The organism is Niastella koreensis GR20-10 (assembly GCF_000246855.1).
GTDB classification, from domain to species: domain Bacteria; phylum Bacteroidota; class Bacteroidia; order Chitinophagales; family Chitinophagaceae; genus Niastella; species Niastella koreensis.
The window spans coordinates 252,517-270,695 of record NC_016609.1 but is presented as its reverse complement, the minus strand read 5'-3'; the positions used below and the strand labels follow the sequence as shown (position 1 = coordinate 270,695).

10 protein-coding genes are annotated in these 18,179 nt (G+C 47.8%); 3 read left to right on the top strand and 7 right to left on the bottom strand.

Annotation, left to right across the window (positions count from 1 at the left end; translation table 11 throughout):
- Positions 1–157: 157 nt before the first annotated feature.
- From sufB to NIAKO_RS01055, 4 genes are all read right to left on the bottom strand, one after another.
- Positions 158–1,603, bottom strand: a complete 1,446-nt coding sequence (sufB, locus tag NIAKO_RS01070; RefSeq protein ID WP_014216531.1) for a Fe-S cluster assembly protein SufB — start codon at positions 1,601–1,603, stop codon at positions 158–160.
- 323 nt (positions 1,604–1,926) lie between these two features.
- Positions 1,927–4,596, bottom strand: a complete 2,670-nt coding sequence (locus NIAKO_RS01065) for a T9SS type A sorting domain-containing protein (RefSeq protein WP_014216529.1) — start codon at positions 4,594–4,596, stop codon at positions 1,927–1,929.
- 106 nt (positions 4,597–4,702) lie between these two features.
- The gene (locus tag NIAKO_RS01060; protein ID WP_242675433.1) at positions 4,703–6,037 is read right to left on the bottom strand and encodes an NAD(P)/FAD-dependent oxidoreductase; all 1,335 of its coding nucleotides are present in this window, start codon (positions 6,035–6,037) and stop codon (positions 4,703–4,705) included.
- A 64-nt stretch (positions 6,038–6,101) separates the two neighbouring features.
- Positions 6,102–6,812 carry an arylesterase gene (locus NIAKO_RS01055; protein WP_014216527.1) on the bottom strand — a complete coding sequence of 237 codons (711 nt, stop codon included), beginning with the start codon at positions 6,810–6,812 and terminating at the stop codon, positions 6,102–6,104.
- A 150-nt stretch (positions 6,813–6,962) separates the two neighbouring features.
- Between NIAKO_RS01055 and NIAKO_RS01050 the strand changes: the two genes are divergently transcribed.
- Positions 6,963–7,643, top strand: a complete 681-nt coding sequence (locus NIAKO_RS01050; protein WP_014216526.1) for an ABC transporter ATP-binding protein — start codon at positions 6,963–6,965, stop codon at positions 7,641–7,643.
- An 11-nt stretch (positions 7,644–7,654) separates the two neighbouring features.
- Positions 7,655–10,213 (top strand): ABC transporter permease, encoded by a 2,559-nt coding sequence (locus NIAKO_RS01045; protein WP_014216525.1) that lies wholly within the window; start codon positions 7,655–7,657, stop codon positions 10,211–10,213.
- A 134-nt stretch (positions 10,214–10,347) separates the two neighbouring features.
- Here the strand turns inward: NIAKO_RS01045 and NIAKO_RS01040 are convergent, their stop codons facing one another.
- The 3 genes from NIAKO_RS01040 to NIAKO_RS01030 are packed head-to-tail and all read right to left on the bottom strand — an operon-like array spanning position 10,348 to position 12,312.
- The gene (locus NIAKO_RS01040) at positions 10,348–11,025 is read right to left on the bottom strand and encodes a DUF3575 domain-containing protein (protein ID WP_014216524.1); all 678 of its coding nucleotides are present in this window, start codon (positions 11,023–11,025) and stop codon (positions 10,348–10,350) included.
- Positions 11,025–11,768: an LVIVD repeat-containing protein gene (locus NIAKO_RS01035; RefSeq protein WP_014216523.1), complete on the bottom strand. Its 744-nt coding sequence runs from the start codon at positions 11,766–11,768 to the stop codon at positions 11,025–11,027. Before NIAKO_RS01035 ends, NIAKO_RS01040 begins: the two co-directional genes overlap by 1 nt.
- A gap of 10 nt (positions 11,769–11,778) precedes the next feature.
- Complete coding sequence (locus tag NIAKO_RS01030) at positions 11,779–12,312, bottom strand: LVIVD repeat-containing protein (RefSeq protein WP_014216522.1); 534 nt, start codon at positions 12,310–12,312, stop codon at positions 11,779–11,781.
- 568 nt (positions 12,313–12,880) lie between these two features.
- Between NIAKO_RS01030 and NIAKO_RS01025 the strand changes: the two genes are divergently transcribed.
- Positions 12,881–17,974 (top strand): PKD domain-containing protein, encoded by a 5,094-nt coding sequence (locus NIAKO_RS01025; protein ID WP_014216521.1) that lies wholly within the window; start codon positions 12,881–12,883, stop codon positions 17,972–17,974.
- The last annotated feature ends 205 nt before the right edge of the window (positions 17,975–18,179 follow it).

Below are 18,179 nucleotides of genomic sequence, written 5' to 3'. Positions count from 1 at the left end.
TTAATCGTGAATCTTCTGTTTAAAATCTGCCTTCGCTAAAGCTTCGGCGGACAATGTCGTGTAACGTGAAAAAAGCTGTAAGCTTTAAGCCGTCGCGGTAACCAAGAACAAAGAGCTGTATTCCATTACCACATTAGCTAATTATCACATTAGCACATTAGCCTACGCTTCCTTCCAAACTAATAGCCAGTAACTTCTGTGCTTCTACCGCAAACTCCATTGGCAACTGGTTCATTACCTCTTTGGCAAAACCATTGATGATCAGGGCAACGGCTGTTTCGGTATCAATACCACGCTGGTTGCAATAGAAGATCTGGTCTTCACCAATTTTTGACGTAGTTGCTTCATGCTCCACCACGGCTGTATTGTTCTTTACTTCAATATACGGGAAGGTATGGGCGCCGCATTTGTCGCCTAATAATAAGGAGTCGCACTGCGAGAAGTTACGGGAATTGGCCGCGTTCTTACCCACATGCACCAGACCGCGATAACTGTTTTGGCTTACTCCAGCCGAAATACCTTTTGATACGATCCGGCTGCGGGTGTTTTTACCCAGGTGCATCATCTTGGTTCCGGTATCGGCCTGTTGGTGGTTATTGGTAACGGCTACCGAATAGAACTCACCTACTGAATAATCACCTTTCAAAATTACGCTGGGATATTTCCAGGTAATGGAGGAGCCGGTTTCAACCTGCGTCCAGGAGATCTTGGAACGAGCGCCTGCGCAAATACCGCGTTTGGTTACAAAGTTGTAAATACCGCCTTTACCGTCTTTATCGCCGGGATACCAGTTTTGTACAGTCGAATATTTGATCTCGGCATTCTCATGTGCGATCAGTTCTACCACGGCAGCGTGTAATTGATTTTCATCGCGAATAGGAGCCGTGCAACCTTCGAGGTAGCTAACATAGCTGCCTTCGTCGGCAATCAGCAGCGTACGCTCAAACTGACCGGTTCCTTCTGCATTGATGCGGAAGTAGGTGGACAGTTCCATGGGGCAACGTACGCCTTTGGGAATATAACAGAATGAACCATCGCTGAAAACAGCTGAGTTCAGTGCCGAGAAATAGTTATCGGTAATAGGTACTACCGAACCTATATATTTTTTTACCAGTTCAGGGTGCTCCTGGATGGCTTCGCTGATGGAGCAGAAGATAATGCCCAGTTCAGCCAGTTGTTCTTTAAAGGTGGTACCTATAGATATGCTGTCGATCACCGCATCGATGGCCACACCGGAAAGGCGTTTTTGCTCATCGAGGGAAATGCCCAGCTTTTCAAATGTTTTGCGTAATTCAGGATCTATTTCGTCGAGGCTGTTGACCTTCTTTTTCTGTTTGGGGGCAGAATAAAATTTAATTTCCTGATAGTTGATGGGTTCATATTTGATATTAGCCCAGTTTGGCTCCTGCATTTTAAGCCAGTGGTTATAAGCTTTCAGGCGCCATTCCAACATCCACTCCGGTTCGTTCTTTTTGGCCGAAATAAAACGGATCGTGTCTTCATTCAGTCCGGGAGGTGCTTCATCCGCTTCAATTTCCGTTACAAAGCCGTATTTGTAATCAGTGAGAACCGTTTTTTCAATTGCACTAAGCTCATTATTCATATCAAAAACTTTAGAATTGACCTGTTTTTCTGTTTAGGACCACAAAGGTACGATAATCTATACTAAAAAGTATAAACAGAGATGTATCATTTCTTTTTATTGGGAGATAGTTATTCTTTATCAAGATTGTCGCTGATTATCAATGTATTTTGGGAAAATGGGCCCTTCAGGAAGGCCATCAACTGATAAGTCGGTTCAGCGGGTTGAATATGGTAAGGACAGGTGTTTGGGCCGCAAAGGTAGGGATTATATTGGCCTGGGTAGACATAAAAAAGCAGGACGGCTGCCACAGCCGTCCTGCTTTATATAATTAAGGTATGAGTCTACAGTTTTACCAGGCGCACCTGTTTTTTCCCGGTTGTTCCGGTTATTTCAAGGTAATAAACCCCTTTACTTAAAGAACTCATATTCACAGGAATAGAGCTAGTGCCCGCTCTCAGCGCCCAATGTTGCGCCTGGATCACATTACCCTGGTTATCAAAAATCCGGGCCTGAACGGTTCCGGCCTTTTCAAGCGTAATGCTCAGGTTGGTTTCGCTGGTAACGGGATTGGGGTAACAACGTACGGCATTGGCCGGTTTGTAAACCTGCAGCATCAATACCCGGCTGTAGGTTGAATGTCCATCGATATCAACCTGTTTTAACCGGTAATAAATAATAGAAAAGCCTAACTGGTTCACCTGTTTATCGGTAAAGGCATATTGATGAACGCCGCTTTCGTTAACGGCCTGTATAGTGCCCGTTGTAACATACTTACGGCCATCGGTGCTTCTTTCTACAATAAACGTTTGGGTATTTATTTCGTTATCTGTGTTCCAGTTCAGCAGGCCATCGCCTTTTTCAATGCGGCCATTGAATGCCGTAAGGCGCAGGGGCAAAACAGTAAGCAGGCCAAAACTTTTTACATACATACTGCCATTGGTATAGGAGAGTAACGGCACATTGCCATTGCCAAAAGCCAGGTAGAAACCATTGGCGCTACCACTGGTTTTACCAGCGCAAATGTCAGTGCCTCCTACAGTAACCCAGTTACTGCCGTCATATTTTTTAACGGTCATGCCAATAGTGCTCAATAAATTATAAGCCACATACGGCACATTATTCCTGTCAATTCCCATTGTCATCACGTTGGTAACACCTGAACCAACCGTGCCCACATCAGCCCAGGTAGTGCCATCAAATTTTTTAACCATTGCACTCCCATCATAGTAGGCCGCATACAGGGTGCCATTGCCATCGAAGGCCAAACTATTTCTGCTTGAAGAACCTGATGTAATAGCGGGCGTTCCTACATCTACCCAGTTGCTGCCATCAAATTTTTTAACCATGGCTATATTACTGCTACCGGCATCTGAATACGCTACAAAGGGAGTACCGCTGGCGTCCAGCACCAGGGAAATATAAGTGACCGTACCTGCAGAAAAGTCTGCCGGGCCTACATTTACCCAGTTACTGCCATCAAATTTCTGTACGTTTATCTTGTTCGAGGCCACGCTTCTATAAGCTATGTAAGGCGTGCCGCCCGCGTCAACTATAATGTTGGTATTATCCATTGCCGATGTGATAAAGCCGGGCGCGCCCACATCTACCCAATTACTGCCATCAAATTTTTTAACGGTGGCGCCGTTTACCTGGTCACCATAAAAAACATACGGAATATTATTCGGGCTTATTGCAATGGTGGTATACCCAACGCCATTAGCCGAAAATCCCGGCGTACCTACAGGCACCCAACTACTGCCATCGTATTTTTTAACGGTTGCTTTTTTGGTAGTCCAGTTTTGATATACAACATACGGCGTGCCATTGCTATTGGTCACCATTTTGGTATATCGTGTACCGTCTTCCTCGATACCCTTGGTACCTATTGTGGTCCACGTACCACCCGCTAATTCTTTTACTTCGGCTTTTTGCTCAAATAAATTATTTGCTATAAAAAAAACGTAAGGGTTACCGGCTGCGTCGAGCGCCATTCTTTGTTTGCTGTTGTTTAGTGCGGTCGTAATATCAGGCCCGGCATTTACCCAATTACTACCATCAAACTTTTTTACTATGGTTTTATTACTGTTCCCCAGATCGCAATACAGCACGTATGCATTTCCGCTGCCATCTATTTTCAAGGTTATGCTCTGTGCTTCGCCGATGGAGAAGCCAGGTGTTCCCACATCGATCCAGTTGGCGCCATCATACTTTTTTACGGCGATCTTTTTTGAATTTCCACCGTCAGCAAACGCAACATAGGGTGTGCCGGAGGCATCCAATGCGATGGAAGTAGCGCTTACACTTCCGGAAGAAAACCCCGATGTTCCCACCAGGCTGAGCCCCGGATCAAATTTCATTACACTGATGGCCCCGCTTTTACTGCCATCACTAAACGCAACATAATGGTTACTGCTGTTATCTACGGCCAGGGAAACAACACCTGCGCCACTTGATGTAGCCCCGCCCCCACCCGGAATCCAGTCGAACCAGTCGGTTCCGGGATGAAATATTCTTAAAGCGAGTTTATTACTGGTAGTAAGATCGGAAAATGCGGCATACACTATTCCTGCGGCGGTAACGCCCAAAGCACAACCTATAGTGGAAAAAACCTGGCCAGTCATAGCAGCTGCAGTACCCACATCAACCCAGTTGCTGCCATCATATTTTTTAACAGTAGGCTTATTGCTTGCATCCCCATAGGCAATGTATGGCACACCAGCGCCATCTATAGATAATGACACTTCGCTAAAATTGCTGGGCAGCGTAATATTCAGGTTCCCTACTTCTTCCCAGGTACTTCCGTTAAATTTTCTTACATGTTCGATGCTGGTATAGCCATCGCGATAAGCCACATAAGGATGCCCACTGGCGTCCATGGTAATCGCTGTAGAAGTGGAAACGTCGAAAGCCGGTTCATTAAAATCATCGGGGCCAACGGGTTGCCAGGTTTGGCTGTTGGCAGAAAAGAAAAATAGTACGGAACTTAAGAGAGTTAAAACGGGAAGTCGCATAAATCAGTTGGTCGGGGGTTAAAAATTAATTACCGCGAAGATATCCCATGTTTCGCATACACACCCCCCATCATTTACCCACAAAGTACCGTAGTTAACACAAACATCACACCAACACCTTATCCGTAGCCTTTTCAACCGGCTCGTTCTCTTTTTTGTTGCCAATGATCACCCGCATAACGGCATCATAGCTCAGGTAATTCCAGATCCAGTTAATAAACACCAGCAGGCGGTTTTTAAACCCAATGATAGAAAACAAATGCACAAACAGCCAGATGAACCAGGCAAAGAGTCCCTGGGTCTTAAATTCTTTATTAAAGAACTTTACATCGGCCACCGCTTTGTTACGGCCTATGGTTGCCAATGAACCTTTATCGGTATATACAAATTTCTTTAACGGTTTGCCAGCTACCAGTTTTGGTAAATTGTCGCCCAGCAAACGGCCCTGCTGAATGGCAGGCTGGGCCAGCATGGGATAGCCCTCAGGTAATTCGGCAGTTGCCATTTCGGCAATATCGCCAAGGGCAAAAATGTTCTCATACCCTGCTACCCGGTTGTATTCATCTACCTTCAGGCGGTTGCCGCTGGTAATACATTCCGCACTCAACCCTTTAATGGGTGCGCCGGTTACGCCTGCCGCCCAAATAAGCGTTCGGGTAATCAGCTTTTCGCCATTGTCTAACACCACCGTATACCCATCAAATGATTTAACGCGGCGGTTCAGCCATACCTGTACACCCGCCTTCTCCAAAAACTTCAATGCATGGGTAGAAGCTTCGTGCGACATTCCCTTTAAAATATGATCTCCACTTTGAATAAGGTGGATATCCATTTTTATAAAATCAAGCTCCTTATAATCTTTTGGAAATACATGTTTACGCAGCTCACTTAATGCACCCGCAATTTCAACACCTGTAGGACCACCGCCCACTATTACAAAGTCCATCAAACTGTTCAACTGTTCTTCATCGCCTATTTGTAATGCTTTCTCAAAGTTGCAGATGATGGTATTGCGCAGCATCAGTGCATCTTCCACACTCTTCATGGCTATGGCATGCTGCTCTATTTGTTTATTGCCATAAAAGTTGGTGGTGGCGCCCGTAGCAATTACCAGGTAATCATAATGCACCAGGCCAATACTGGTTTCAATGATGCGTTCAACCGGGTAAACCGATTCTACTTCGGCCAGCCGGAAGAAAGTATCGTCGCCCTTTTCCAGTATTTTACGGTAAGGATATACAATGGAAGGCGCATTTAACCCGGCGGTTGCCACCTGGTATAAAAGCGGTTGAAAAGTATAATAGTTGTTTTTGTCGATCAATACTACCTGCAAGGAAGCTTTCGACAATTTTTTGGCCAGTTCAGTTCCCGCAAATCCACCGCCCACAATTACTACACGGGGATTTTTTGATACGGGTAATTTTGCCAGGGTAGTTGTCACTGTATTTGTTTTTAGCATTCAGAAGCCGGCTGCAAGATACATGACAAAACGCATGATGGCAACCTTACAATAATCCCTGTATTACCCTCCACACATTTTCAGCTACGATCTTATGCCCCTGGGGATTGGGATGAATGCCATCGGCCTGGTTCAAATGACTGATGCCCCCCACATTTTCCAACAGGAAGGGAATAAGGTCTATTTGATTATTGGCCGCCAGTTGCTGAAATACCACACGGAAGGCACTGGCATACGTACGCCCCATATTGGGCGGTACCTGCATACCGGCCAAAACTATTTTAACCTGGGGATTCTTCTCCCGTACCCTGCTTATAATAGCCTGCAGGTTCCTGGAGGTTTCTGCAATAGGAATACCACGCAATCCATCATTGCCACCCAGTTCCAGCACAAAAATGTCAACCGGTTGACGCAGGATCCAGTCAATTCTGCTTTTCCCCCCGGCCGTTGTTTCACCACTCAATCCCGCGTTCACTACTTTATATGGTAAATGCAGAGAATCTATTTTTTCCTGCACCAGGGCCGGGAAGGCCTCCGAGGGGTCTACCCCATAACCAGCGGTTAAACTGTTTCCAAAGAAGACGATCGTTTTGGCCTTTTCTTTACCGGCTTGTGCAGGCAATTGTTCCCTTTTTTGTTTGCCGGTATCGTTTGTTTTATCTGCATTATTTCCGCAACTGCCCAGTAAGGCCAACAACAGCATGCCGACAAATAAATATTTTCCACTCATATAAATAGTACTATTAAACTTTTTCATGATTCCTCCTTTTATAGCAGCACATTTTCCGCCTGTAAGTTTATACCCAAAATAACATTAATTTAAACAACATTATTACCTAATAATTGTAATAAAAAGTTTAAAGCCGTAACTTATTACCGGCAACATTTTGCAATCTTAACATTCGGCATGGAAACCATCCTCAACGTAAAGAACGTAAGTAAAACGTACCAGGGCGCAGGTCAAACCCTGACGGTGCTCAATGATGTGAATTTTTCGGTAGAAGCCGGTTCCACCCTGTCTGTTGTGGGCCCTTCGGGCAGCGGAAAAACAACGCTGCTGGGCTTATGCGCCGGCCTCGACCGCTCCAGCAAAGGCTCGGTGGAGTTGAATAATATCCGGCTCGATCAACTGAGTGAAGACGAACGGGCACAGGTGCGCAATCGTTATGTTGGGTTTATTTTCCAGAACTTTCAATTGTTGCCTACCCTTACGGCGTTGGAGAATGTAATGGTGCCCCTGGAATTGCGTGGAGAGAAGAACGTGCGTGCCCGGTCAATGAGCCTGCTCGACAAAGTTGGGTTGAATAACCGCATGCATCACTACCCCGCCCAGTTATCGGGCGGCGAACAGCAACGGGTATCCCTTGCCCGGGCATTCGCCAACAGCCCCCGCATTTTATTTGCCGATGAACCAACAGGCAACCTCGATGTGGAAACCAGTGACAAAGTGATAAAACTCCTGTTCGAGCTGAACCAGGAAGCAGGCACTACGTTAATAATTGTAACGCATAACCTGGAACTGGCTTCGCAGACAAAGCGTATTATCAAAATCAAAGGCGGACATCTTGTAGCAGACGAGCTTAATTAACCACCCACTCAATGGATATAGAAAGGTTCAAATACAAAAGACGACTCCGTTTTGGATGGTTGCTGAAAATGGCCTGGCGCGACAGCCGGCGTAACCGGTCGCGTTTATTCCTGTTTGTATCCTCCATTGTACTGGGGATTGCAGCGCTGGTAGCTATTTTTTCATTGGGCGATAATGTGCGCAGCGATATCGACTCCCAGGCCAAAACCCTGGTGGGCGCCGACCTGGTGATTGAAAGCAATAAGAAAATAAGTTCCCGCATCAGGCCCCTGCTCGATTCCCTGGGCGATCAGCGTTCGGTTGAACGCACGTTCGCCTCCATGATCTATTTCACAAAGAACGATGGCACCCGCCTGGTGCAGGTACGTGCGCTCGAAGGCGATTATCCTTATTATGGCGCTATTGAAACCACGCCGGTACGCGCCGGCATAGCCTTTCGTACAGCCCGCCAGGCGCTGGTTGATAAAACCTTAATGCTGCAATACAATGCGCAGGTGGGCGACTCCATTCAAATTGGCGATGTAACGTTTGCCATTGCCGGCGTTATTACCAAGGCACCGGGCCGAACCGGGATTTCCACCACCGTAGCGCCGCCTGTATATATTCCGCTCAAATACCTGGACTCCACAGGCCTTATTCAAAAAGGCAGCCGCATTGCCACTTCCTATTACTATAAATACAACCGCCCGGCTGAAATAGCCGGCGTTATTTCGGATATTGAACCCCGTTTAGACAAAGAAGGACTCGATTATGATACGGTTGAAGAAAGAAAGAAAAGCACCGGCCGCGCCTTTGAAGATTTCAACCAGTTTCTGACACTCATCAGCTTTATTGCTTTGTTATTAGGTTGTATTGGCGTGGCCAGCGCCATTCATATTTATATCCGCGAAAAGATTGCATCTATTGCCATCATGCGTTGCCTGGGCGCTAATTCGGTACAGGCATTCCTTATTTATTTGATCCAGATTGTTGGCATTGGGTTAATAGGTTCAATACTGGGCGCCTTGCTGGGTATTGCCATTCAGCAACAACTGCCTGCCGTGCTGAAAGATTTTTTACCGGTAACGGTAACTACCACGCTCTCCTGGAAAGCCATAACCCAGGGCATTATTTCGGGGGTGGTCATTTCTTTATTATTTGCGTTGCTGCCGCTGGTAAGCGTGCGGAATATTTCCCCACTGTATACCCTGCGGCTGTCGGTGGAACACATCAGGTTCCGCGACCCCATCAAATGGCTGGTGTATGCCCTCATCCTGTTTTTTGTGGCCGGGTTTACCTGGTGGCAGATCCACGACTGGCGGCAGGCCATCATCTTTACGCTGAGTATCCTGGTAGCATTTCTGATTTTATCAGGGATAGCTGTTTTCCTGCGCTGGCTGGTACGCCGTTTTTTCCCCTCCTCGTGGAATTACCTGTGGCGGCAGGGGTTTGCCAATTTGTACCGTCCCAATAACCAGACCCTTATTCTGATCGTCACCATCGGACTGGGCGCAGCATTTATCGGCACCCTGTATTTTATCCAGGATATTCTCATCAGCCGCGTTACCTTATCGGGCAGCGGCAATCAGCCCAACATGGTGCTGTTTGATATTCAAAACAACCAGCGGGATAGTGTGGCTGCATTAGCCCGAACCTATAACCTGCCCGTTATGCAGCAAGTGCCCATCGTCACCATGCGGGTGGAGGAGATCAACCACCAAACGGCAGCCCAGGTGAAATCCGATTCGGGTTCAGGCTTCCGTACCGAAGCTTACGAGTGGGAATTTCGCGTAACCTATCGCGATACCTTAACCAGTTCTGAAAAAATAACCGCCGGCAAATTATACGGGCCTGTTACTTCACCGGATGATGTGATCTATATTTCCATGGAAGACAGGTATGCCAAACGCATTCATGTAAACCTGGGCGACCATATTATTTTCAACGTGCAGGGCACGCTCATCCCCACCGTAGTGGGCAGCCTGCGCCAGGTTGACTGGCAGCGGGTGCAAACCAACTTCAGGGTGGTGTTTCCTAGCGGCGTGCTGGAAGAAGCGCCGCAGTTTCATGTGCTGGTAACCCGGGTGCCTTCGCCCGAAGTGTCAGCGCGCTTTCAACAGGCAGTGGTAAAAAAGTATCCCAACGTATCCATTATCGATCTCAACTTAATACTTACGGTGCTTGATGAGGTACTTGACAAGATCGGTTTTGTGATTAGGTTTATGGCCGGGTTCAGTATAATTACCGGGTTAATTGTGTTGATTGCCTCGGTGCTCATCAGCAAGTTCCAACGCATCCAGGAAAGCATTCTGTTGCGTACGCTGGGCGCCAGCCGCAAACAAATATTATTCATCACTGCCCTGGAATATTTCTTTTTAGGCGCCCTGGCCGCCGCCACCGGTATTTTATTATCGATGGCAGCCAGCTGGGCATTGGCCAAATACAGTTTTAAGGCGCCGTTTACCCCGCACTGGTTGCCGGTTGCCGGACTGTTCGCGGCTATCTCACTACTAACAGTTATCATCGGCCTGTTTAACAGCCGCAGCATACTAAATAAACCTCCGTTGGAAGTTCTAAGAAAAGAGGTTTAATGTTCTGCCTTTGTGGTTTTAAGTTTATGTTATTAAATTCTTAGGTTATTGAGTTTGATAGTTCAAAGTTGAATGTTTAAAGTAATCCGCCTGCGACGGATGAACCTAATAACTTAAGAACTTAAAAACTGAATTTAGCGTATAGTATGAACAAGTCTTATAAAAGCAGGAAATGCCGGTACCACCACGGAATATTTATGCTCCGTTAATGCGCCTGAGCGGAAGAAGGCAGTGCCCCCGTCATACCGGGCATCGGGTACGCCACGCAGCCATTCTTCTTTATAACGCAATCCAACCCCAACATAAAATTCCAGGAACCAGCGATAGTCGGGATCGAGAAATTCCTTTCCGCCAACCACAAACTGGCCGCCGTATACCCGTTTCTGCGCCAGGAATATGCGGCGTTCCTGGTAAGTGGGTACATTATTCACCACATCTTTATCCAGCCAGTCGTCCACATGGTACTGCACGCCTTTATAATGGAACTGCAGATCGAGAAATACACTCCTTAATTTGCCCCCATACAATCTTACCCCGGGGCGTAACAGTACGCCACTGGTTTTTGTGGTCCCGAAATAATAGGTGGAATATGCAATATAACCGGCATCCATGAGAACTGCCCAGGTTCTGTTAAACCGGTACTCACCGCCTACCGAAATATTTCCATCGGGCAGGTCCATTAAGCCCAGTGCATTTATCCGGAGATTTATTTTACCGGTATCCCCCAACCAGGTTTTGGATGAAAACAATTGTGCATTCCCAACAGATGCCACCAATAACAGTGACAGGCATAAGATACAGATGCGGTGCATTAATTAATTTTTGTAATGAGCGTAGGGTTAAGGCGGTTACTGATATCAAACAGGTTCAAACCATCCTGCATTTGGCAAATAAGGGTATTGTTCCAGGGAATTACATCCAGGTACCAGGCATTGCCGATCTGCTTAACCATTATTGGGGCAAACGCTTTTTGAATATTAAAAACATACAACCCATAGCGGTCGCAAACATACAGGGCAGAATCGGCATAGCCCAGGCCGTACGGTTCGGCAACCGGGTATGTTACTTTTTGAATGGGATTGCTGATATCTTTTATATCATAGGCAGCCATAACGCTTTGGATACCGCCACAAGGTCCATTGGTACGCAGGGTAGCATAGGCTACGGTATCTTTTGCCACCACCGGATCGCACCGGCGGAGAACATCCGGCGAAACTGCTGTACTTAACCGCTTTGGGTTCTCGGGATCATCCACCGAAAAAATATACACCACACTGGTTGACCCGATAAACAGTTTATCTTTAAACGGATAGATGGTTTCAATTTCAAACCCCACAGGCACGGTGTTTTTCAGCACGGGGTTAGCTACGTCAGTAATATTATACACTTTCAGGTTCGTTTTATCTACGGTATACAGATAATTGCCCTGAATGGCAAACCGGGCTGTTGATCCGCCACTACCTGTACTGGTAGTACTGTCACTGGATGATTTTTCGCATTGGGTACCGGTTGCCAGCACTACCGGCAGCAGGATATAAAGTAATAATTTCTTCACGTTGGTATTTTTAGTGTTTGCAGTTAGGAGATTTTACGTTTTGTAATACCCAGTCAACCACAATGCCTTTACCGGGATCGGGGCAAACAAAATAACCAGCCTGTGGCGGCACGTCCTGGTTAACATATGGAAAGGCATCAGCCATTCGCTTTACCACTACGGGTTTCATGATGTCCCGGATATCAACCACCACCAGGTCGCTGCCATTATTGGCATAGATGTAGTTTCCTTTTACTGCAAACTCGGTATTATAGGGAATATTGAGAAAGGCGATCTTTTGGGGATGCTGCGGATCGGAATTGTCAATGATGTGAATGCCTTTGTTCAGGTCGTTTTGGTAGATGTAATTGCCAAAGGCATATATTTTCCCCGATCTTTCGGTTGGCCGTACAGTGGAGATGGAGATATCGGTTTTGTCACTGACAGCCATATATACCGGCACATAAGCCATCTTTTCTGCATTTCTGCCATCATTATTCCGGTAGCAGCGGCACAGGCACAGGCATAGCCCTATGCCTACGGCAATTAGCGTTGGTTGTTTCATGAGTTTAATTTGATAGCAGGTGACAATGGGTTTTTACCGGGAGTTGCAGGAAGGTTGGTACCTGGGTTTGGTTTAGGGATTTGTTAACGTTTGGCCTCCCCCCGGCCCCCTCCGGTGGAGGGGGAGTTTGGCAACCTCGGGATAAATCTTAGCCTGTTAACTTTCCGACCTCCGAACTCCTATTTCTTACAAATCGTCTCTCTTCCTTTATCAACCTTATCAACTATATCAACCCTATCACCCCCCTTCATCCTGGTCAACTCGTCAACTGATCAACTTGTCAACTTATTAACTTGTCAACTACTTTCATTACCTTCGCCCACATCTTTAGAACCACCTCTTCCACAACAAAAGAAACCGATTGGCGTAAGGAATTGTCTGAAAACGAAAAAAGCGACAGCTAATTGCCCCGCTTTCAATAGGCATTTTATTTCCCCAATCAACACCATATTTTCAAGTGCGCTGATACCCGTGTGCCCGGTTGTAAAGATCCTGGGTCAGAATATCCTTTTTTGAAAAATCCTCGTAAGCACTCCGTCCCGATCCTGTAACCCCCTAACCCGTTTGTATGCGTCAGACACGTAAGCCGTCTGTCTTTTTGTTATTGTTGGTAGTATCGGTACTCTTTGCTTCGCCAGCCTTCACCCAGGTAACAGCCGGGATCAGGGCTAACGGCCAGGTCGTAAACCATGGCGACACGGTGCGGGTGTGCGAAGGCAGCTCCATCTCCTACCTGAGCTCGGCACAGGGCTCTTTACTCATCGACTGGTTTTTCACCGGCGGTACCACTGCCAATGCTTCGGGCCTTGGGCCCTTTGTTGTGCTGTATCCCAAAGCAGGGTTCTATACTACCAAACAGGTAATCACCGGTGGTAATATGACCGACTCCATGGAAGTAATAGTGGAGGTTTCCAATAACAAACCGGCAGCGGGGTTCAGTTTCTCGGCCAACAACGTTTGTGGTAATACCAATATCCAATTCACCGATCATGCCGTAGGTGCCAGCTTATCTTACTTATGGAGATTTGGTGATGGCAGCACCAGCACCCTGCCCAACCCCAGCTATCAGTTTCTGAATGCCGTGGGCATGCCCGGCATCACCAACTATTCGGTAACACAAATTGTAACCAACCGGTATGGCTGTATAGATTCAACAGCCCAAAACATTACTATCAGAAATGTGCCCGATGCCGCTGTTGGCAATGCCGACATCGCCATCACCTATGGAACGTTTAACGATGTGCCCACCTTTAAACGTTGCGCCAATGTGCCCTCCTATACTTTCAGTTTTGTTAACGAGTCAACCACCATGCCCATTAATGCCACCTACCTTATTTCGTGGGGCGATGGTACACCCGATACCAGTTTCAACAGCTGGCCGGCCGCAACTATTATAAAACATATTTTTCCCTTGGGAAGCAGTACCATGACGGTAAGCGTTACCGGGGCCGATGGCTGTATTGGAATAAAAAAATACATTGTGTTCCTGGGTTCTACCCCCGCCGGTGGTTTGGCAAGCCTGGGTAATACAGATGTCTGTGCGTCTGACTCGCTGCGGTTCGCGATCAATAATATCTCCGCCAATCCGCCAGGTACGCAGTACAGCTTTCTGATAAACGATGGTTCCGATCCCCAGGTATTTGTACATCCACCGCCATCAATTGCAGCACATTTCTTCAGACAGGGTTCCTGTGGTTTCAGCAGCAGCAGTGGCAACAGCACCTTTCCCAACGCATTTGGCGCTTACCTTACCATTCAAAATCCCTGTGGCACTACCAGCCCTTCGGTGGTTCCTATTTATGTATCGGGTAAGCCGCGCGCCAATATCTATGTAGGCCCGTCCGAAACCGTGTGTACCAATTCCAATGTAGACATCATCAGCAACTCCACCTATGGTTCGGTGATAACCCCAACCGGCGGCACCGGTTCTACCTGTACCAATTCCGGCAAACAGGTATGGACCATTTCACCGGCAACAGGCTATACCATTACCTCAGGCACGCTGGGTTCGCTGAATGGAAATGCGGCGAATGGTTTTTTATGGACAAAAGGATCCGGTGCATTGACTGCCACGTTCAATACCCCTGGTTTGTATACGGTAAAGCTGTATATCTTTAACGACAAGTGCGGGCTCGACAGCACCATTAAAGTGATCTGCGTTCGCAATCCGCCCAGTGCGCAGTTTACCATGAACCGCAACAGCAGCTGCGGCGCCGGTAAAGCCATTTTCACCAACACGTCGCCAACAAGCGGCTGCCAGGGCGATAAATATACCTGGAAGGTTACCTATAGCGATCCCCTGGGTTGCGGCAGTACCCAAACACCCGCCTGGCAGTTCACCAACGGGTCAACGATCAATACGGCTTCGCCCGAAATACAATTCAACGTGCCAGGCAAATATATCATTCGCCTTACAGTTACCGCCAATGCCGCCGGAATGGCCTGCTCCGAATCTTATAAAGAAGATACTTTTTATGTAAAGGGATTGCCCACGGCGGTTATCAGTCCCATCAATGCCATTTGCATTACCAACGGACTAACGCCTTCGGCTACTGCCACTGCCTGTTATTCGCCCGGCCCGCTGGGTGTTCAATGGTCATTTACCAATGGTACGCCGGCCACCTCCAATCAGCTGATCCCCGGCAACATTCAATATACCAGCACCGGCACGCATGCGGTTCAATTGAAAGTAATTGACAGCAGTTGCAATACCAGTGTTGTTGTGAACACTTCCGTTTTGGTAACCGATAAGCCGGTGGCCAATGCCGGTAACGACACGGTTATCTGCAGCCGGTCGCCCATAACCCTTGGCGCTCCCGGCGTAAATGGCGTAAACTATCAATGGTCACCCGCAACCGGGCTTAGCAGCACCACCAGCGCCAACCCCGCTTTATTGCTGGATTATACCGGCACTGCCAATGATACTACCTATGGTTATAAACTGATCGCTTCTATTGGCGCCAATTGCGCCACGGACGATTCGATTTACATCACGGTAAAACGCCGGCCCGTAGTTACCATTACCACAGCTGCTGCCACCATTTGTATTAACACCGCCACCCAACTGGCCGGTGGCGGTGCTACCACGTATACCTGGTGGCCAACCACTGCCCTTACTTATACCACAGCCGATACTGTACTTGTTAAGCCTGCAGTAACCACCACCTATTTTCTGGCAGGGACCCTGGCCAATGGTTGTTCCGATACCGCCAAAGTGCAGGTGGTAGTAAACCCCGATGCCAAAGCGCAGTTCACCGCCACCGGCACCACCAAATGCGCCCCGGTGGATCTTGATTCGGTGATAACAACCATTCCTTTTCCGCAGGGGAATGCCGGGTATACCTGGTTTGCCAATGGCGTACAGGTAGCTGCCAATACCAATGGCGCCTTCCCCAGCTATCCTGTTGCGGGCATGGCCCAGCATGTGCTGGTAAAACTGGTGACCACCAGCGCCCATGGTTGTAAGGCCGACAGCATGGAGATGACCTTCCATACCGTGCCCGGCGTAACGGCCAACTTTACAAAAGACAAAGCATCAGGCTGCGGCCCGCTGAATGTAACATTTACCAACACCAGCAGCCAGCTGAATAACATTCAATTCTTCTGGAACTTCGGCAATGGCGTTTCCAGCACCCAGGCATCCCCTGCGGCCATCACGTTCAACAGCAGTCCCGATTTTCGCGATACTACCTATTATATTACCCTGAAAGCCTTTAACGGCTGCGACACCTCGTACCACCGCGACAGCGTACTGGTACACCCCGATGCCAAAGCCCGGTTTACCGTAGACGCCACCAAAGGTTGTTCGCCTTTTACGGTAACCATCAGCAATAAATCGCCTGGCAACAACTTTGCCTATTACTGGAATTTCGATGATGGTACAACCGACACCACCACCCGCAACAATACATTTGTACACGTATACCATACCGGCGCCATCGATACCTTCAATGTTCGCCTGATTGCTGAAAACCAGTGCGGCCGCGATACCCAAACCATCAGCCTGCTGGTATTGCCCAATAACATAGATGCACAGGTGTTAATAAACGGTCCGCAGCTGGAAGGTTGCGCCCCGCATACCGTTGCCTTTAATAACAGCAGCACCGGCGCCTCCACCCTTACCTGGAACTTCGGCGACAATACGCCGGCCATTGTTACACCCAATACCCAGAATATTGTAGGTCACACATTTACCTACGGCGGCGTATTTACAATAACCATCAAGCTGGAGAATGGGTGTACCGATACTACCATCTACCGCAAGGTGACTGCCTATAACAAACCCATTGCAGCATTCGACATCAGCAACCCCGTTATCTGTACAGGCAATAGCGTTTTTACCACCAACAAGGCAACAAATGCAACTGCCTTTGAATGGCTGTGGGGCGATGGCCAAACTTCTTCAGCCGTGAATGATGCCCACGCGTATGCAGCACCGGGTAGCTACACTATTAAACAGGTAGCGAAAAAAGTTAACAGTTCCGGGCTTGTTTGTACCGATACGGCGTCCACCGTATTGGCAGTTACCAATAAAATTCCACCACAGCTTTCGGTTCAACCCGGCAGCACCTGCGCACCTTATACTTTACAGGCCGCCGCTACCGGCGCCGCCAGGGCATTAAAAGTTGAATGGACGTTTTACGATAGCGCACAGGCGCCCTATGTCTTTACGGCTACCGGTACTTCTGCTGCGCATCTTTATAATAAGGCCGGCACCTACTCGGTAAAGCTGCTGGTGCGCACCACCAACGAATGTGCCGACAGTATCACCTATACATTCAATGTGTATAATACCCCAGTGGTACAGTTCAACCCCATAAATAATAATACCTGTAACCACGATACCACCATTGCGTTTACTGCTAAGGTGAAGTATGCCGGTACCGATGCCGTACACCTGAAATGGTTTATCAACAACAGCCTGCAGGGTATGGATCTTCCGTTTGCTTACCGGTTTCAGGCTCCGGATCTTGCAACAACCGCTACCCCGTATGCCATCAGGGTGCTGGCTGAAAACTCAACTGGCTGCGGTGATACGGTTACAGGCGGCACCCTTAATATCCAGCCTCTGCCACGGCCGCAAATTGCCTTCTCCCCTTCAAAGGTGTTGGTACAACCCGATTACACGTTTACTTTCTGGGATACCATGCCTGCCGGCGTGAATAAAATTTATGAGTGGAACCTGGGCGATCGTACCCGGCAAACCAAATCGGGACAAAAGATCACGTACACCTACGGCGACACCGGTTTATATAACGTACAGTTGTATGTGCAGGACTATGGCACCGGTTGCCATGGATACGATACCGTGCAGGTGCGCATTCTGTATATGCCGGGTTATTTGTATGTGCCCAATGCCATCTGTCCTGGTTGCAGCAATAATTCGTTACGGCTGTTCCTGCCTATGGGGAAAGGATTATCGCAATACCGCCTGCGCGTTTTCAATTCCTGGGGACAAAAAATATTTGAAACCAACCGGCTCGATGCCAATGGTTCGCCCAACGAACCCTGGGACGGCCGGTACAACGGACAGTATATTCAACAGGATACCTATGGCTGGCAGATAGAGGCGAGGTACGTTAACGGTACTGAGTGGAAGGGGATGGTGTATCCTAATAGTGATAAAGGGGTTAAGGCGGGGTTTATTACGGTGGTGAAGTAGTTGACGAGTTGACACGTTGACAAGTTAACAAGTTGATCAGTTGACCAGTTAACCAGGAAGTTGACAGGGTTGATAAAGTTGATGGAGTTGATAAAGGAAGGAATTAAGGAAGGAGCAGGATTAAGAGGATTAAGAGAATTGAAAAATTAAAAAGTTAAGTATAATCCGGAGGCTGCCAAACTCCCCCTCCACCGGAGGGGGCTGG